At 38.8% G+C, this 16871-nt stretch carries 16 protein-coding genes; 2 read left to right on the top strand and 14 right to left on the bottom strand.

Annotation, left to right across the window (positions count from 1 at the left end):
* On the top strand, positions 1–235 hold a 235-nt coding region (locus A3I7_RS12625; protein ID WP_018376059.1), incomplete at its 5' end, for an IS3 family transposase.
* A 74-nt stretch (positions 236–309) separates the two neighbouring features.
* Here the strand turns inward: A3I7_RS12625 and spx are convergent.
* From spx to A3I7_RS0106940, 6 genes are all read right to left on the bottom strand, one after another.
* On the bottom strand, positions 310–708 hold the full coding sequence (gene spx, locus A3I7_RS0106915; RefSeq protein ID WP_026217171.1) for a transcriptional regulator Spx: 399 nt from the start codon (positions 706–708) through the stop codon (positions 310–312).
* 275 nt (positions 709–983) lie between these two features.
* Positions 984–2138: a recombinase RecA gene (recA, locus tag A3I7_RS0106920; protein ID WP_018376061.1), complete on the bottom strand. Its 1155-nt coding sequence runs from the start codon at positions 2136–2138 to the stop codon at positions 984–986.
* A gap of 49 nt (positions 2139–2187) precedes the next feature.
* Complete coding sequence (locus A3I7_RS0106925; RefSeq protein ID WP_018376062.1) at positions 2188–3447, bottom strand: competence/damage-inducible protein A; 1260 nt, start codon at positions 3445–3447, stop codon at positions 2188–2190.
* Positions 3448–3944: 497 nt separating this feature from the next.
* Positions 3945–4586: an ABC transporter ATP-binding protein gene (locus tag A3I7_RS0106930; RefSeq protein ID WP_018376063.1), complete on the bottom strand. Its 642-nt coding sequence runs from the start codon at positions 4584–4586 to the stop codon at positions 3945–3947.
* A 1-nt stretch (position 4587) separates the two neighbouring features.
* On the bottom strand, positions 4588–6594 hold the full coding sequence (locus A3I7_RS0106935) for a DUF1430 domain-containing protein (RefSeq protein WP_018376064.1): 2007 nt from the start codon (positions 6592–6594) through the stop codon (positions 4588–4590).
* Between the two features lie 57 nt (positions 6595–6651).
* Entirely contained in the window at positions 6652–6912 is a 261-nt protein-coding gene (locus A3I7_RS0106940; RefSeq protein ID WP_245538846.1) for a lactococcin 972 family bacteriocin, read from the bottom strand.
* A 722-nt stretch (positions 6913–7634) separates the two neighbouring features.
* Between A3I7_RS0106940 and A3I7_RS0106945 the strand changes: the two genes are divergently transcribed.
* Positions 7635–8483 (top strand): helix-turn-helix domain-containing protein, encoded by an 849-nt coding sequence (locus A3I7_RS0106945; protein WP_018376066.1) that lies wholly within the window; start codon positions 7635–7637, stop codon positions 8481–8483.
* A gap of 159 nt (positions 8484–8642) precedes the next feature.
* Here A3I7_RS0106945 and A3I7_RS0106950 read toward each other — a convergent pair whose 3' ends face one another.
* The 8 genes from A3I7_RS0106950 to argR form a co-directional block, all read right to left on the bottom strand.
* Positions 8643–9308 carry a CPBP family intramembrane glutamic endopeptidase gene (locus tag A3I7_RS0106950; RefSeq protein ID WP_018376067.1) on the bottom strand — a complete coding sequence of 222 codons (666 nt, stop codon included), beginning with the start codon at positions 9306–9308 and terminating at the stop codon, positions 8643–8645.
* Positions 9281–9691, bottom strand: coding sequence for a helix-turn-helix transcriptional regulator (locus A3I7_RS12630; protein WP_018376068.1), 411 nt, complete (start codon positions 9689–9691; stop codon positions 9281–9283). The genes A3I7_RS0106950 and A3I7_RS12630 overlap by 28 nt, the downstream gene beginning before the upstream one ends.
* Positions 9692–9765: 74 nt before the next feature.
* The gene (locus A3I7_RS0106960; RefSeq protein WP_018376069.1) at positions 9766–10329 is read right to left on the bottom strand and encodes a DNA-3-methyladenine glycosylase I; all 564 of its coding nucleotides are present in this window, start codon (positions 10327–10329) and stop codon (positions 9766–9768) included.
* Positions 10330–10544: 215 nt separating this feature from the next.
* Positions 10545–11135, bottom strand: coding sequence for a Holliday junction branch migration protein RuvA (gene ruvA / locus A3I7_RS0106965; RefSeq protein WP_018376070.1), 591 nt, complete (start codon positions 11133–11135; stop codon positions 10545–10547).
* A gap of 1 nt (position 11136) precedes the next feature.
* Positions 11137–13080, bottom strand: a complete 1944-nt coding sequence (mutL, locus tag A3I7_RS0106970) for a DNA mismatch repair endonuclease MutL (RefSeq protein ID WP_018376071.1) — start codon at positions 13078–13080, stop codon at positions 11137–11139.
* Positions 13081–13202: 122 nt separating this feature from the next.
* Positions 13203–15758 carry a DNA mismatch repair protein MutS gene (mutS, locus tag A3I7_RS0106975; protein ID WP_018376072.1) on the bottom strand — a complete coding sequence of 852 codons (2556 nt, stop codon included), beginning with the start codon at positions 15756–15758 and terminating at the stop codon, positions 13203–13205.
* A complete protein-coding gene (locus A3I7_RS0106980) occupies positions 15748–16098 on the bottom strand; it encodes a YlbF family regulator (protein ID WP_018376073.1) in 351 nt (116 codons plus the stop codon). The genes mutS and A3I7_RS0106980 overlap by 11 nt, the downstream gene beginning before the upstream one ends.
* A complete protein-coding gene (gene argR, locus A3I7_RS0106985; RefSeq protein WP_018376074.1) occupies positions 16095–16532 on the bottom strand; it encodes an arginine repressor in 438 nt (145 codons plus the stop codon). Before argR ends, A3I7_RS0106980 begins: the two co-directional genes overlap by 4 nt.
* Positions 16533–16871 lie beyond the last annotated feature (339 nt).

Below are 16871 nucleotides of genomic sequence, written 5' to 3' on the forward strand. Positions count from 1 at the left end.
CCAGTATCAGATGACACGCTCTATGTCGCGTGTTGGTAAGTGTATTGACAACGCACCAATTGAGAGTTTCTTTGGGCACTTTAAGACGGAGTGCTATGATTTGAAGAAATATAAGACCTTTGAGGAGCTGGTTTCAGATATTGATGCCTACATCTATTTTTACAATCATCAACGTTTTCAAGAACGCAACAACGGCCTTGCCCCTCTTGAAATGAGGAACAAGGCCGTCGCCTAATCTTTTATTATTTCATTGTCCACTTGACAGGGAGCAGTTCATTGTTCCACATGGTTTTTCAATTTCTAACTAATTTATAAAGCAGCACGCAAACGGGCTTCTGCATTTTCAACATTACGGATGGAGCGTGGCAAGAAAGCACGGATATCGTCTTCTTTGTAGCCAACTTGCAAACGTTTATCATCAATCAAAATCGGACTCTTCAAGATACGAGGATTTTCTTGGATGAGATCAATCACCTCGCTAACGCTCAAATCTTCAATATCACAATTTAAGGCTTTAGCATAGCGATTCTTAGAAGATACAATGCTTTCAACACCATTTTCTGTTTTTGTAAGGATTGCCATAATTTCTGCGCGTGTCAGTGGTTCTTTTCCGAGGTTCTGTTCTTTGTAAGGGAGCTGATGAGCATTGAGCCAAGTCTTTGCTTTTTTGCAGCTTGTACAACTTGAAATTGTATAAATCTTAATCATGTTCATTCTCACTTTCTATCCCATGATACTTGTATTATACCATAGGCTTAACCAGTAAAAAATAGGTCTAGAGACCTATTTTAAAAAAGTCAACTAAAAAGTTAAAAAACGACACATTGTCATCTAATTGTCACAAAACCAGAGTAAAAAAGTTTGGAGGCAAGATCAGCTCCAAACTTTCTAGACAAATTCAAGTTAAATAAGAATTATCTCCTTTATGTTTAATCACCGAACACATGAAACTTTAGCATTCGAAAAAGCCTTACAGCTCATTCCTATTCCTCAATTTCGATAGCATCTTCAAGTTCCAAAACAAGATCAGCTGTGTTGTCCTCAACTTCTGGTACTTCTTTTGACTGGGTTGCATTTGCAGTCGCTGCATCATCCTCAATTAAGCCATAATGCACGCGCACCTTGTGGTCAATTTCATCAAAAACTTCAGGATGGTCAGCTAAATATTTCTTGGCATTTTCTGAACCCTGGCCAATCTTTTCACCATTGTAGGAATACCATGCGCCAGCTTTTTTGATAATGTCCAAATCAGTCGCAATCTTAACAAGTTCGCCTGTCCGCGAAATTCCTTCACCATACATGATTTCGACAAAGGCTTCCTTAAATGGTGGAGCAACCTTGTTTTTAACAACCTTAATCTTAGTTTCTTTACCAACGTTGCTATCTTTTTGGTCACCTGAACCCTTGATTTGCGTATTGCCACGAACATCTAGACGAACAGAAGCATAGAATTTCAGTGCGCGTCCACCAGGTGTCGTTTCTGGGTTTCCAAACATAACGCCAACTTTTTCACGTAACTGGTTGATAAAAATCGCAATGGTTTTTGTTTTATTGATTGAAGCAGAGAGTTTGCGCATAGCTTGCGACATCATCCGCGCCTGCAAACCAACGTGGCTATCTCCAATATCCCCATCAATTTCGGCACGAGGTACAAGAGCAGCAACCGAGTCAATAACTACAAGGTCAATAGCTCCAGAATCAATCAATTTACCAGCAATTTCAAGACCTTGTTCTCCAGAGTCAGGCTGTGACAAGAGCAATTCATCAATATTAACGCCAAGAGCCTGTGCATAAGCTGGATCAAGGGCATGCTCAGCATCGATAAAGGCAGCAATCCCGCCTTCTTTTTGAGCTTGGGCAACCGCATGAAGAGCCACTGTTGTTTTACCTGAACTTTCAGGACCGTAGATTTCAATAATACGTCCTTTAGGATAGCCACCTGCACCAAGGGCAATATCAAGAGCCAACGAACCTGAACTCATCACTTGAACTTTCTGTTCAGCGCGCTCACCCAAACGCATGACCGCTCCCTTACCAAAGTCTTTTTCAATGACCTTTAGGGCATCGTCTAGCGCTTTCTTGCGCTCATCACCAAATTTCTTAGTGACTTCTTCTATTTTTTTTGTTTTTTTAGCCAAATTTTTCTCCTTCTCTTTGAGAGATATACTCCGCATATTATATCAAATTTTAAGCATTTAATAAAGCTTGGCGTACTAAATTGAAAGCATATAAAGTTGCGATGTAACGAACGTCCGAGCGGCTACGACCTCCAATAACAACCCTTATAGAACGAACTTCTTCCCCACTAGAGATGGCAATGAAAACTGTTCCTGCTGGATGTCCTTCAAGTTCGTCTGGACCAGCAACACCAGTCAAACCGATGCCAAAGTCGGCATTTGTTAAAAAGCGAGACTGCTCTGCCATTTTTTCAGCTGTAAAAGCACTAACTACTCCATGTGACTGCAAGTCTTCCAAAGGAATCTGCAACATTTTAGATTTTTCCTCAATACTGTAAGTTACGAAACCACCATTGAATACCTCAGAGGCTCCTGAAAAATCAGCAAGACTGGCTTGAAAGAGACCTGCTGTCAAGCTTTCAGCAGCAGTGATAGTTTTCCCCTTCTCTTTAAGTAATCCAAAAGCTACCTGCGCAAGACTATTATCATCACCATAGCCATAATGTAGCTGACTCAGCTCCACCCCTTCCAAAGTTTTGACTGATAAAATCTGAGTTTCCAAAGCATCCAGTTTGGCATCAGCTTCTTCTTGTGTTTTAGCCTTAGTCGATAAGCGCAGCGTAACCTCTCCTGTCTTAGCATATGGTGCCAGAGTGGGATCCGTCTGATTATCAATCAATTTCTTCAAAACAGTCACTAGCTGACTCTCACCTATCCCAAAGAAGCGTAACACACGCGAATACAACTTGGTGTGATTAATTGACAACAGAGGAACAAGATGCTCATTGACCATGGGCTTGAGTTCACTTGGTGGACCAGGTAAGACAACATAAGTTACGCCATTGACCTCCTGTAGGCCTCCAACTGCCAAACCAGTGATATTTTGGAGAGGGATAAACCCCTCAATAATCTGCGCCTGCCGTTCATTATTAGGTGTACGTGCATACTGAGGACGTATCGCAAAAAAGTCATCCAACTTCTGACTGGCTTCTTCATTAAAAACTAACTCACGTCCTAAATATTTGGCTAAAGTCTGCTTGGTCAGATCGTCTTCGGTTGGACCAAGACCTCCGCAAAGTACTACCAAATTACTACGTTTGCTGGCAAGGTCAATAACAGACAAGAGCCGTTCTTCATTATCTCCGACAGCGGTCTGGAAAAAGACATCTATTCCCAACTCTGCAAATTTCTCCGATAAAAATTGGGCATTAGTATTGACAATTTGTCCTGTTAAAATCTCAGTGCCTACAGCAATCAGTTCAGCTTTCATATTTACCACCTACTTAGTTATTCGTAATGTTGTCTATTATTTTAACAAAAAATCCCAAATCACGTAGAAATTCACTGAAAAGTTGTTTAAAATCTTTTATTAGAACTATAAAACACGGTATCTTCTCTTATTTTAGTAAATAGCCGTATTTTTGAAACAACGATATCATGTAAACTGAGGATAAGGGCCTAAAATGAACTGATTTCCAAAGAGTATGATTTTCAAGCGTAGACTTGAACCCACCTAATTCTATAATAAAAAAGCCATCTTATGATGACTTTCTCAGTAAAATTCGCAAAGACTTAGAATTTGGTCACCTTTACCAATCACAATGAAAGCTACTTAGGTAGTTCTACTTGTTTGACTTAAGATGTTTTTGCGACAGTTCAGAATAAAATAACATAACTTCAGACGACAGCAATTACTTTTACTTGAAAGCAAGAGATGCCATTGCTTGCCATATATGATGTGTGCCTGAACCTCCTAAAGCATTTCTCCTACACATTAGCAACACTAGGAATATCAACAACCTCGTCTGCCAATTCCCAAATTCTTGGATTGTGGGTTGCAATGATAATAATTCTCTCACTCTTCCTTAAGGATAGTAAAATCTTCATAATCTCTTCAGAAGTTTTAGGATCCAGAGCAGCTGTTGGCTCATCTGCAAAGATTAGTGGAGGGTCTTTTAAAATAATTTTCGCCAAGGCAACACGCTGTGCTTCGCCTCCCGATAATTCAAAAATTTTTTGCGATAAATCAAGATAGCCTAGACCAACGGTTTCAATAGCTTGCTTTTGCAAAGCTCTACGCTCGGTCTTGCTAATCTTTTTACCTACCAAACCTAAATCAAGATTTTCCTGAATCGTCTGACTTTCTAGTAAACCGAAATTTTGAAAAAGGTAACCAAGATAATCTCGGAAAAATACTCGTGATTTTATCTCTCTCAAATCGGTACCCTCGTAACTAATTTTTCCACTGTCGTAAGTTTCCAACTTAGCTAGAATATTGAGTAGAGTAGTTTTACCGCAACCACTTGAGCCAACCAAGGCATACACCTTCCCATCTTCAAACTGAAGTGTCGTATTTGAAAAAATTTTGCGCTGCCCAAATGTTTTTGTTAATTGTTCAATCACTATCATCTTATTTCCCTTTCAATACAGTAACAGCTAAGCGATTTTCAGCTGACAATTGCCAAACAAGCGTAGCCAACGAGCAGCCAATAAAAAGCAATAAAGTAACTAAACTTATAAGTAAATTCTGACTCATGAAAACAACCGTTGCAAAGCCGATTAAAAGAACCACAAATTGTGCCACTAAATAGTTTCTATGGATGGATAAAGGGGACATGCCCGCAATACGTTTAATAAAGATAACTCTTCTAAACTGCTCAAAATACAAAAGGTTCATAGAGTTGAAAAGTAAAATAGACGTCAGTACCCCTAGAACACTTCCAGCCAAAGTGCTGATAACTTCTGTTTGAATATTACTGACCTGCATTTCGTAACTGGCTTGGCTATTTTCAACATAGGAAATCCAAGGGTAAGTACCGTAGTCTTTCAACATCTCAATCGTTTTATCATAACCATTAAAGAAAAGATAGTAGTTAAGAGCATTATTCCAAAACGACTTCGCTAAAGTACCATTACCCGTTGAAGTTGGAGTTAAGACCAAAAAAATCGGATCAGTGACATATTGTTGTGAAGCAATTGGTGTTTGATTAAAGACAAAGTAAGAGCGATGATTAGGTAGATAGGAAACCTTCGCTTCTACCTGCTCCAGCCCCATCATTTTAGCAAAATAGTCCTCATAGATTTTAATGTATTGTTGACTATCTTTTGATAATTTCTTAGGCAAGATAAGACCAAATTGACCTTCTTTGAGTTGCGTCAGTTGCTCCATCACATGACTAGGCACATCAATCTTCTGATTGGTAAAATAATTAGGTGTCACAAAGAGTGTGTTTCCTTCAGGCGCGTAGTCTGTCAATCTGGTACCTTGAACAGTTTGAGAACTCAGCATATAGTTGGCAAAATTGTGCTGCACAAGCATGGTACCATGATTGGTAACACCATCTTGAATCAACTGATACCAGATAGTTTCTCGACGATCCTGCTCTTTCTTGTTATACGGTTGCTGTCCACCAAGATTAAAACCAAGATTGAACCAGTTTTTCTCTTTTCTCCACGCTACTTGTGATAAGGATTGTTGCTGTAGTTCTCGATTATAAATAATAATACGGTTGACACTATTGCCAACAATAACCACTGCCAAGAGTTGCCCCAGCAACATTAAAATAATTAAACGCCGCAGAGGAAGTTTTCCTTTAATAACTTCAATCAGACTGGTCTTTTTTAAACCAAGAAGATAAACACCACTTAACAAAAGAGATACGAAAGCTAATAGAAGCGAATAGCAAAGAGTTGTCCCTGCTATTAAGAGAATAAAGTAGGATTCAAACAATCCTAAAATCCCCAGAAAGCCCAATCCTAATAATACTGAAGCGACATAAGCCTGTAAAATAAGAAAGAAATCTTTTTTAACCGTTTTAACCGTGATTTCCAACAGTGCCTGACCAGAAATAAGCCTAATACCAGCGGACCTTAACTCTCTAACGCGATAAATCAAAGTCAAAGCCAAGAAGGTTAGGAGAAAAATAAGCAAGGCTAAAAATTGTGCTCCTTTAGACAAACAGGATACAAAAAAGTATAAGGGATTCGATTGTTCACCAAAATCAACTGCCTGATACCCCAGTTGTGTAAAGGTCTCAAGAAGCTTTTTCTTAGTCAGTGTTCCCTTGATAATCAAATAGCTATTAGCAAGAGAGCTGCTTTTAGCACTTGCGACAGATGCCTGACGCATCGTCTTAGGCAACCGTCCTTGTCCGTAAGTTGCATAACTAAAATTAGCCTTTCCAGAGCGTTGTGGTTCGGCAATACGTCGAGCAACCAAGCTATGCGTTTCATTAGCTAAGTCTTCTAGTACCTTTTCAAAATCTCCGCGAGAAGGGGGCTCTTGAGTCCCTAAAGTCCCCATGATTGTAACAGAAGGATAGCTCATATATCTCAACTGAGTTGACCTCTCAGAGATAACCCACACAAAAAATAAGGTCATGATAGCAGTTGATAGAAAAATAAAAACTCGTCTCATCTTTGCCCCCTATAACCACGGAGGAGCTAATGAAATAGCTCCTCATTTACAACTGTTCTACTTAACGCCACAATTGAAATAGGCTACCTCACCTACACTAGTATTTATAAAAGCTGTCGAAGTTGCATTCGCCCCTACTTCGCTATAATTAGCTTTTGAATCGCTAGCTCTGATAACATTTGACCAGTGTCTTCTGGTTCGATGGTAATAATTAGAAAAAGCTCCCCAATTATTAGGATCATGATGTCCACCGTATGACCAAACACCACCATAAATATTTTGCGCTGCAAGAACTCCTGGAGCAATTGCTAAAGACAATAAATCACTGTGCAAATTTTTACAACATTATATCTGACTTTCATGATTAACTCCTTATATTATATTTAGTGCAGTTAGCTACTGCCAAGGTCCAAGTGATACACTTGGAATAAGCCACTGTGAATTAGTTCTTTTGCTCCAATCGTTTGACGATTTCAAAAAGGCTCTAACCACAGCTTTTTGTTTCAATTGGTAATGAGTTTGATAACGCATAGATGTTTTATCTCGTGTGTTGAAAATTCTTACCAGACATATTCATCTACTCAAAAGCAACATCTCATTGATGAGAAAAAGTGAGATAAACAACGATAGCTAATAACGTAATCCCTTGAAAAAATTGGCTTTTTCAAAGGTTCTTTGGCTGACTCTAAAATTAGCCAAATTGAAACAAGAATTATTTCAGACGAAACTATTGACTTTTCTTATAACTTGTCTTTCTAGGATAATCAGACAGTATCCTGAATTAACACAATATATTAAGTTTCCTATCCCATTGGACTCATCTCCTCCCTTTTTCTATTATAATTTAAAACGGCCATAGCCATCTCCACCAATCTTCAGATAGCAAGCTAGTAAATAGTACAACAGCAGATAAAGGCAACACAAACTGCGATAATAATTTTTTCATCTTTCTACCTCCATATTTTATGCTATAATACTAGCATAAAAATAAGTTGTTTTTATAAAATGTAATCTTTTGTCACACTATTGGAGGAGTTTTTATGCGTTGGGATTTTGGAGCCATTTACAAGAAAATCAGAAAATCCAAAGGACTATCACAAAAAGAAGTTTGTGGTAATCAACTTTCCCGAACTAGTCTGTCAAAAATCGAAGCCTGCGAGCGTGTGCCAAACATTGAAAACATGATTTTTCTACTTAATCAGATTGATATGAGTTTGGAAGAGTTCCGCTATATTTGCAATTATTATCAGCCTAGTAAAAAGCAGCTTATTTTTAACAAAATATATAACCATACATCCTCAACTGACACCACAGAACTAGAAGGTATCCAAAAAGATTGTCTAACGTATCTAAAAACACACCATGATGTTCCAATTCAACACATCAACGATACGCTGACTATTGTCATCCATCTACGAAAGCACGGGCTCTCTAAATCTAGTGAAGAATTTTTAGAAGCTACACGGCGTATTTGGAATTATATTGAAAAACAAGATGAATGGTATGAAAATGACATTAAGCTTTTAGGAACTATTCTTTACAGCTATCCTATTGACTATCTGCCTTTAGTTACTGATAAGTTACTTCGCAGTCTAAAAAAATATCAATACTACAGAAACATTAAACCATTGGAAGTTAATTTGCTAGCTAACATTGCCAAACTTTATCTACATCATGATAGAAAAGATAACTGTGAAGACATTAGTTCCCGACTGTTACTTGTTGCAAAAGATATTAAACAATACGATGTAATGGCTATCGCTTATATTTATCTCGGTATTTGCCGTGGAGATGATGTTCTGATTGACAGAGGAAGGGCTCTCCTGCGGCTGACTGAAGAAACTCAATTACTAGAAGTGCTTGAAAAAGAAATCAAAAACTACCGCTGATACTCAGTGAAAACCAGACGAGGTGATACAATCCCAAATAGAATCATCTTTATCAAAACAAGGCAACAACGTCCGAGTTAGATTTCGAAGAGTATGAGATTAAACTTGGCGGTAGCTTTCTTATATCCTTATCTTGTAAGTTTTTTGAAGAAATCTTCTTTATTGCAGATAATAAACAAGGAGCAAACTGGTATTGCTAAAAATATGTAGCAGACTTGAAAAATAGATATTCCGATTGGTTTTTAAAAATAAACCTGAGTAAACCAAGCCTGAACCTAGATAGCCCAGCAAACCTATCACTTCCCGTAATTCCCAGCTATGCAAATGACTAGCAGCAAATAGCAAACCAGACAGGCTTATTGCCGCTACCGTACCAAACCTATCCTCTAGGTAACTTGCTAAAAATTGCCGATAAAACAACTCTTCAACTACAGGACCCAGGATTCCCACAATAGGAATAATCATCCATGCGGGGTAGAGCTGAAGTATCTTCCCTATATTCCCTTCATTTATCATAGCTACTGTACCACCTGCCAATTCCTGCAAGTAGCCCAGAAACAGAGAAAATATCCCATCACAGCATATTGCCAAGACATAGCCAAGAAGCAGAATAAGACAGGACTTCCACTTGTGCTGAACAATCCATCCTAGCTTGTCTGCCAACTCTCTCCTCCATGCATGCAGACCTAGGAGGGCCAGAAGGACATAGGTAGCAAGTTGAAATGGATCCCATACTGCTCTAGGGAGAAGCTGGTAGCCATTCAGTAAAAAAATAAACGTATAAAGGAAGAAAAAGACTAGAGTTTCTTTCTTCGGGAGTACCATAATACCACCTCTTTGAATAGTAATCGTGCAAGATCCCAAGAGGCAAAAACAATCACGATAGCGGTGAAGATAAATATCAAGGACGACAGACTGCTCTCTGAAAATGGTAAGAGAAAGAGAAAAGCAAACAGGACGCTTAGGTAGAAAAGCAGTCGCTTAGACAGCTTGGTCTTTCCTACTTCATTTGTCTCTAAGCGAAATAACTGATCCAAGGATAGCTGATATTCTTCACACAGTTTTTTCATGTAATCTAAGGCAGGCACCGTTCGGTCATTCTCCCAATTAGAAATCGTTTGGCGTGAAACACCTAATTGCTCTGCCAAATCTTCTTGGGATAGACTGTGTACACTTCTTAGCTGTTTAATTATTTTACCAATAGTCATCTTACCTCTCCAGTTTACGCTTTTTTGAAAATGATACAAGATAAAATCCTTTGACTACTATTGTCAAAATCCTTTTACAGTGACGTTTTCCAATGACAGCTATTTTCATGATCATTGACGAGCCCCGCTGCTTGCAAGTAGGAATAGACACAGACCGGCCCCGTAAATTTGAAGCCCCGCTTCTTCATATCTTTGGATAATTTCTCAGACAAATCTGTCTTAGCCGGAGCCTGCCTGTAATCCTTGACAGAGTTGTCAAGCGGTGTAAAGTTTACCCAGGACCAAAGGTAATGATCAAAAGAACCAAAGTCTTTTTGAACTTGAAGAAAAGCCTGTGCATTAGCTCTGGTGGCGTAGATTTTCAGACGATTGCGGATAACATTGGGGTTTTGTAAAATCTCATCCAACTCTGCATCTGACATAGTGGCCACCTTGTTAAGATCATAGCCATGAAAGGCTTCTCTGAAAGCTTGACGCTTATTAAGAATGGTCTCCCAGGAAAGACCCGCCTGATAGGTCTCCATACATAGCAATTCAAACAAATCATGTTCGTTATGTAGCGGTTTCCCCCACTCCTGATCATGGTAGGCGATATATAGAGGGTTGGTCAACTTGACCCAAGTACAACGTTTTGTCATGATATTTTTTCCTTCAGTGCTGGTAGGTGATTGATAAAGCCAAATTTTATCAATTGGACACCTTTTTAGTTTTATGGACTTTACAGATTTCTTAGCACGTTACTAACTAAACACGAAGCTAAGGACTGTGTGAAAAAGATAAATCTTTCTAAAGCTTCTTGGCTCTTCGTCAGATTTCCTATTGTCACTTTGTCCTTTTAACGCTCCTTATACCTTCACTTCATCAGCATTTTCAAGCTGGACTTGATATATTGTTCAGCGGTTTCAGTGGTACCTTCAAAAAAGGCTTTGATTTTCTTGAGTTCGTTGGCTTTATAACCTAGAGCTAGAAGGGCTTCCATAGCTTCTTCTAGTTGCTCATTATTAGCTGAAGAAGCCTTAGAAACTTTGCCATTTTCCACGGGAAGCTCTACAAACTTGCCAGCTAAATCCAAAACCATCTGTTGGGCAGTCTTTTTGCCAATCTTTGGAAATTTAGACAGGTATTTGATATCGCTATTATCAATAGCATTAACAAGGCCTTCGTTATCATCCACAGCAATAATAGCTAGCGCAGTTGTCGGACCTATACCTGAAACCGAGATGAGGTTGAGAAAGACTTTCTTCTCATCCTCTGTGTGAAAACCATAAAGTAATTGTGCATCTTCCCGCACCACATGATGAAGATAAACTTGCACTTCCTGATTCATCTGACCAGAAAAGCTATAGGGATTAGCGACATTGATGATATAACCCAGACCATATGCTTCCACAACAATGTATTTTGCAGTAATCTTAGTCAGGTTTCCTTTGATATAATCGTACATGTTAATATTTTCCTAATTCTCTTAGACTGGTGTGATTCTCTTGAATACGGCGAAACATCTTTTCCATATCAGACTTAGAAAAGTTGACTAGAACAGGACGACCGTGAGGGCAATTGTATGGATTTTTACACTGAGCAAGCTGCACAAGCAAATTACGTGCTGAATAATCATCCAAACTATGGTTAGCCTTAATGGAACGTTTACAGCTCATCATAATAGCCAACTCTGCACGATATTTTTTTACCGAAACATCATTGGTCAAAAGAAGCATATCACACATTTCATAGACAGCAGCCTCAATTTCAATCTCTTTCATCCAGATAGGGTGTTCTCGCAGAATGAACGTATTATTGCCATAGGGCTCTAAGTTGATGCCAACCTGATTAAGCATTGGCATCTTTTCCTGCAAACTAATAAAGTCCGCTCCTGAGAACTCAAAAAGATAAGGTACTAGCAACTGCTGTAAAGAACTGTCAACTTCCCCAATTTTGTCACGATAATATTCATACTTAACACGCTCCTGTGCAGCATGCTGATCAATGATATAAAGACCGCCATTTCCTTGAGCAAAAAGATAGGTACCATGCATCTGACCAAAGTAATCTAATTCTGGAAAGCTAGACTGTTCTTCATTTTCCAAATTATCAAGCATCCGGTTAATCTTTGCCTTGTTTTTAAAATCCAGGCTTTCGTGCTCACCCACTGCTTCATCTGCTGGGCGCTTGGCATGTTTGATGTTTTGGGTAGGTTGCTCAGTGTCAATTTCGTTGACAACGTCGTCAACCTTATCAAGTTGAGCAGTCGTCTCCTCAACCACATCAGACTTCATAAAGAAATCGTTTCGTTCTTTATCATAATAAAGTTTGCTTTGTTTGAGAGGAAGGGTTGTCTGTTCAGGTTTTGGAAAACCTCGTGTGCTAGATTTGGCTAAATTTTCAAGAGCGTCTGGTATCAAGTCTTGTTCCCTTAGACTCTGGGCAATCGCAGAACTAACTAGCTGCATAAGTTCCTTTTCCTTGGAAATACGAACTTCTTGCTTGGTGGGGTGAACATTGATATCTGCCAAATAAGGATCTATCTGGATATCAATCACAGCAATAGGAAAACGTCCCACCATCAGCTTTGACCCATAGCCATCTAAAATAGCACGATTAAGTAAGAAATTTTTGATGTAACGACCATTGATAAGGATTGTAATATAATTACGGCTTGCTCGTGTCAATTCTGGTAAACTGACATAGCCTGATACCTCAAAATCAAGATCAGCTGCTGAAATTTCAATCATTTTCTTAGCCGTATTGAGCCCATAGATCCCAGCAATAGCCTGACGTAAATCACCTGTTCCACTTGTCTTTGTCAACTCACGTCCAGCACTAATGAGGGTAAAAGCCACTTCAGGATGAGCTAAACCAAGCCGATTTATTACATCTACAATATGAGCTAACTCTGCCTGCAAACTTTTCATGTATTTTAAACGGGCAGGGGTATTAAAAAAGAGATTCTTAACAGTAATCTTCGTTCCGACTGGTGTAGAAGTCACTTCCTGTTTTTCAATTTTGCCCCCATTTGCAACTAATAAGGTTCCATGTGGTTCATCAGCTGTTGCTGTTTTCACTGTAAAGGAACTGATAGAAGCAATTGAAGGAATGGCTTCACCACGAAAGCCCAGTGAACGAATGCGAAAAAGGTCTGACTGGCTTTTAATTTTACTAGTAGCATGACGACGCAAACTAAGCGCTACATCATCAGCTGCAATTCCTTCACCATTATCCGTAATTTGAATGAGTTTGAGACCAGATTCTTCAATCTCAATGGTAATTTGTGTGCTCCCTGCATCTATGGAATTCTCCACCAACTCCTTCACAACACTAGCTGGGCGTTCAATTACCTCACCAGCTGCAATTTGATTGGCTAGAATTTCTGGAAGTTCAATAATTTTTGTCATAGTAGTCCTCACTTTATGTCAAACCTATTATAACATAAAAGGCGGAGACTTTTCATAAAGCCATTCTCCACCTTGTCAACTTATCATTGTTCTTGTCACAACTGTCAATTTATCGTCAATCATCACAACAACTTTTTCAATTCATAAATAGTATTCATAGCCTCCATTGGAGTTAGATTCATCAAATCAACAGCTCTTAAGGCTGCTATAACCTGCTGATCAGTATTCTCTTCAAACAAGGATAATTGCTCCACTCTATTCATTTCTTTTGAAAAGGAAGAAGTCTTAGAATCTTCTAAAATCGGTAATTGAACAGCATTAGATTCTAAATTGCTTAAAATTGAATCCGCTCGCTCAAGAAGCTTTCCAGGGAGACCAGCAATCTTGGCAACGTGGATACCATAGGATTTATCTGCTGGACCTTCTGCAATTTTATGAAGAAAAGTCACTTCGCCATCATTTTCTAAAGTTGCCACATGAACATTGACAAGCTGTGTCAACTCCGTTGACAACTCTGTCAATTCGTGATAGTGAGTTGCAAACATCGTCTTGGCACCAATATAATTGTGAATGTATTCAATGATAGATTGAGCTAGTGCCATACCATCATAAGTTGCTGTCCCGCGGCCTAACTCATCAAATAAAATCAAAGAATTTTGACTGGCGCGTTTAATAGCTTGGTTAGCTTCCATCATTTCAACCATAAAAGTTGATTGCCCCGAAATTAAATCATCAGCTGCACCAATACGCGTAAAAATTGCATCAAAAATCGGTAAATCAACCTTGTCAGCTGCTACGAAGGAGCCTAACTGAGCCATGATAACCGTCAAGGCCAACTGACGCATATAGGTGGATTTCCCACTCATGTTTGGACCTGTGATTAACTGAATACTAGTATTCTCATCAAAAACAATGGTATTTGGAATGTACTCCTGCACTCCCATAACTTTTTCAACAACTGCATGACGCCCATTTTCAATCATAATACGATGGGTATCATTAAAACTTGGCCGAGCATAATGGTTATTTTCAGCTACTACCGCTAAACCTTGCAGTACATCAACAGTAGCAATTGCTTTGGCAAGGTCTTGTAAACGCGTAATATAGCGTTCAACCTGTGCACGGATACTCATAAAAATATCATACTCTAAACTAGCTGACTGTTCACGTGCTTCTAGCATCTCTCCTTCAATCTTAGCTAGTTCAGCAGTCCCATACCGTTCTGAGTTTTTCAAAGTGGCCTTACGGAAAAAATAATCTGGAACCAAAGAAAGATTAGAATTGGTCACATGAAAATAATATCCATCTTTGCGGTTATAATCAATTTTAAGCGTGCTAATTCCACTAGCCTGACGCTCCTTTGCCTCAATTTCTGCAATCCAACCTGTCCCCTCACGTAATACTTTTCGATACTTATCAAGGGTATCATCAAAGCCAGTCCTAATAATATTTCCTTCAGTAATTGTCGCTTGAGCGTCTGGATCAATGGCTGAACGAATAAGGCTTTCTAACTCAGGTAACGTGTCAAGTTGGTTGACAAGCTTATCAAGTTCAGGTGCGCCGATAGATTCCAATATCGATTTTATCAAGGGAACTCGTGCCAAGGTATCTCCCAATTGAAGAAGATCTTTGGGATTAGCTTTTCCAAATGAAACACGGCTAGCCAGTCGTTCAATGTCATAAACACCCTTAAGGCTTTCCGATAAATCACTACGCTCAAAAAAATGATCCAAAAAAACTTGAATAATGTCTTGACGCTCAAGAATTCTCTCCAAATTTACCAATGGACGATCAATCCAATTTCGCAGAAGACGCATCCCCATCGCAGTCTGAGTCTCATCTAGCAACCAATAGAGACTACCATGCTTCTTTCCTGTCCTTGCATTTTCTAATAAATCCAAACTTGTTTTTGTTGCATAAGACATCTGCAGATAGTTTTTTATCTCATAATGAACAAGCTTCTGTAAGTGACTGAGTTCACGTTTTTGTGTTTTATGAACATAGCAGAGCAATTTCTCAGCTGCTGAGATCTCCACTGCTGTCAAGTTAGTGTCAATCAAGTGTACATCGTCAAAACGATCTTTTTCAGCTGATAAAAGCAAATTCATCTGTTTTACTAACACCTGCTCATCTGCCTCTGATAGATCATAACCGATAACAAGTTCACGAGCTTTAAGGTTCTGAATTTCACTGCGAACAGCTGCAAAATCGTTCAAGTTTGTGGCAAAAAATTCACCCGTTGATACATCCATATAAGCCAAACCAAACATTTGGCCATCAGTGTCAATAGCCACAAGAAAATTATTGGCATTGTCTGGTTTAGTAGAATCAACAACAGTCCCTGGTGTGATAACTTGTACCACTTCACGTTTAACCACGCCAACAGCCTTTTTAGGATCTTCAACCTGCTCTGCAATAGCAACTTTATGACCCATCTCCACAAGCACATCAATGTATTGTTGCGCCGAATGATATGGAACTCCCGCCATCGGAATTGGATTTTCTGCATTTTTGTTTCGGCTAGTTAGACTGATTTCTAAAATCTGAGCAGCCTTAACCGCATCTTCATAAAATAATTCATAAAAATCCCCCATACGAAAAAGCAAAAAAGCATCTGGATAATCTTTTTTGACATCCAAATACTGTTGCATTCCTGGAGAAATTTTGTCATTTGCCATTGACTAACTCCTCATTAATTCTGTCTTCTATACGTTTAGTGACATACTGGATGAGATCACTTGCATCTTGCATCTTACTACGGTAATCCTGAACAATCGGAAGTTCTAAAAGGTCTTTCTGAATTTGCTGCGCTTGCTTATCCGCTTCATGTTCTGCCTTTTGCTTATCAATTTTTTTAAATAGCACAGCATCTTGTTGATGAGCTTTCATTTTATGTACTAAATGTTTTAATTCTGGATAAGATTTCAGTTTTTGTTCAACTTTCTGAAAAGATTGAACACTTTCATGATGCTGAACAGCTTCGGCCAGCCGTAAAACGGCCTCTTCGTAATTACTCATAGTGTCGCCGATAACTCCTGCTCAAATTTTTGAGCTATCTCCTCATCTTTGCAAATCACAAGGAGAGTGTCTGCGCCAGCAATTGTTCCCAGAACCTCTGGAACTCCATCACTATCAATGACATTAGCAAGGACATCTGCTTCCCCCAAATTTGTGTGCAATACTAGCATAAAGCCTGCGCGCGCAACCTTCAAAATATAGGGAATTACTGCCGAACTAAAACTACTATTACTTGTTTCTGCGAGGCTATAATATAGTTTACCCTCAGCATTACGCAACTTGAGCAGACCTATTTCACGCAAATCACGTGATAATGTTGCCTGAGTTACATCAATTCCTTCCTCATGCAATTTTTTCTTGATTTCCTCTTGAGTACCAATTTGTCCCGACTGAATCAGACGTTTTATCAAATTTTGTCGACTAATTTTATTCATTTATTTTCCTCGTCTAGTATAATTATCCCTAAAATTATACCAAAAATTTTCTTTTTTTTCATCTATCTATTGTTTTTTAGAGAAGTCACGTAAAACTTACCCTAAATTTTCAAAAACAGTTCTAATGCTTAATGAAAATCAAAACCAGACTAGACGACATAATTGCAGATAGAACTGTTTTCATCAAATAAGGCAACAGCCGTCTGAGTTTGACTTCCTTCGAAAAGTATAAATGGTAACTTCGAAGAAAATCAATATTTCAACGTGTTGTATTTCAAATTTCATCAGGTCAAGAGCTTTGAAAAGGTCTGATACTCAATGAAAATCAAAAGTAGCCTA

Source organism: Streptococcus orisratti DSM 15617, from assembly GCF_000380105.1.
In the GTDB taxonomy this organism is placed as follows: Bacteria; Bacillota; Bacilli; order Lactobacillales; family Streptococcaceae; genus Streptococcus; species Streptococcus orisratti.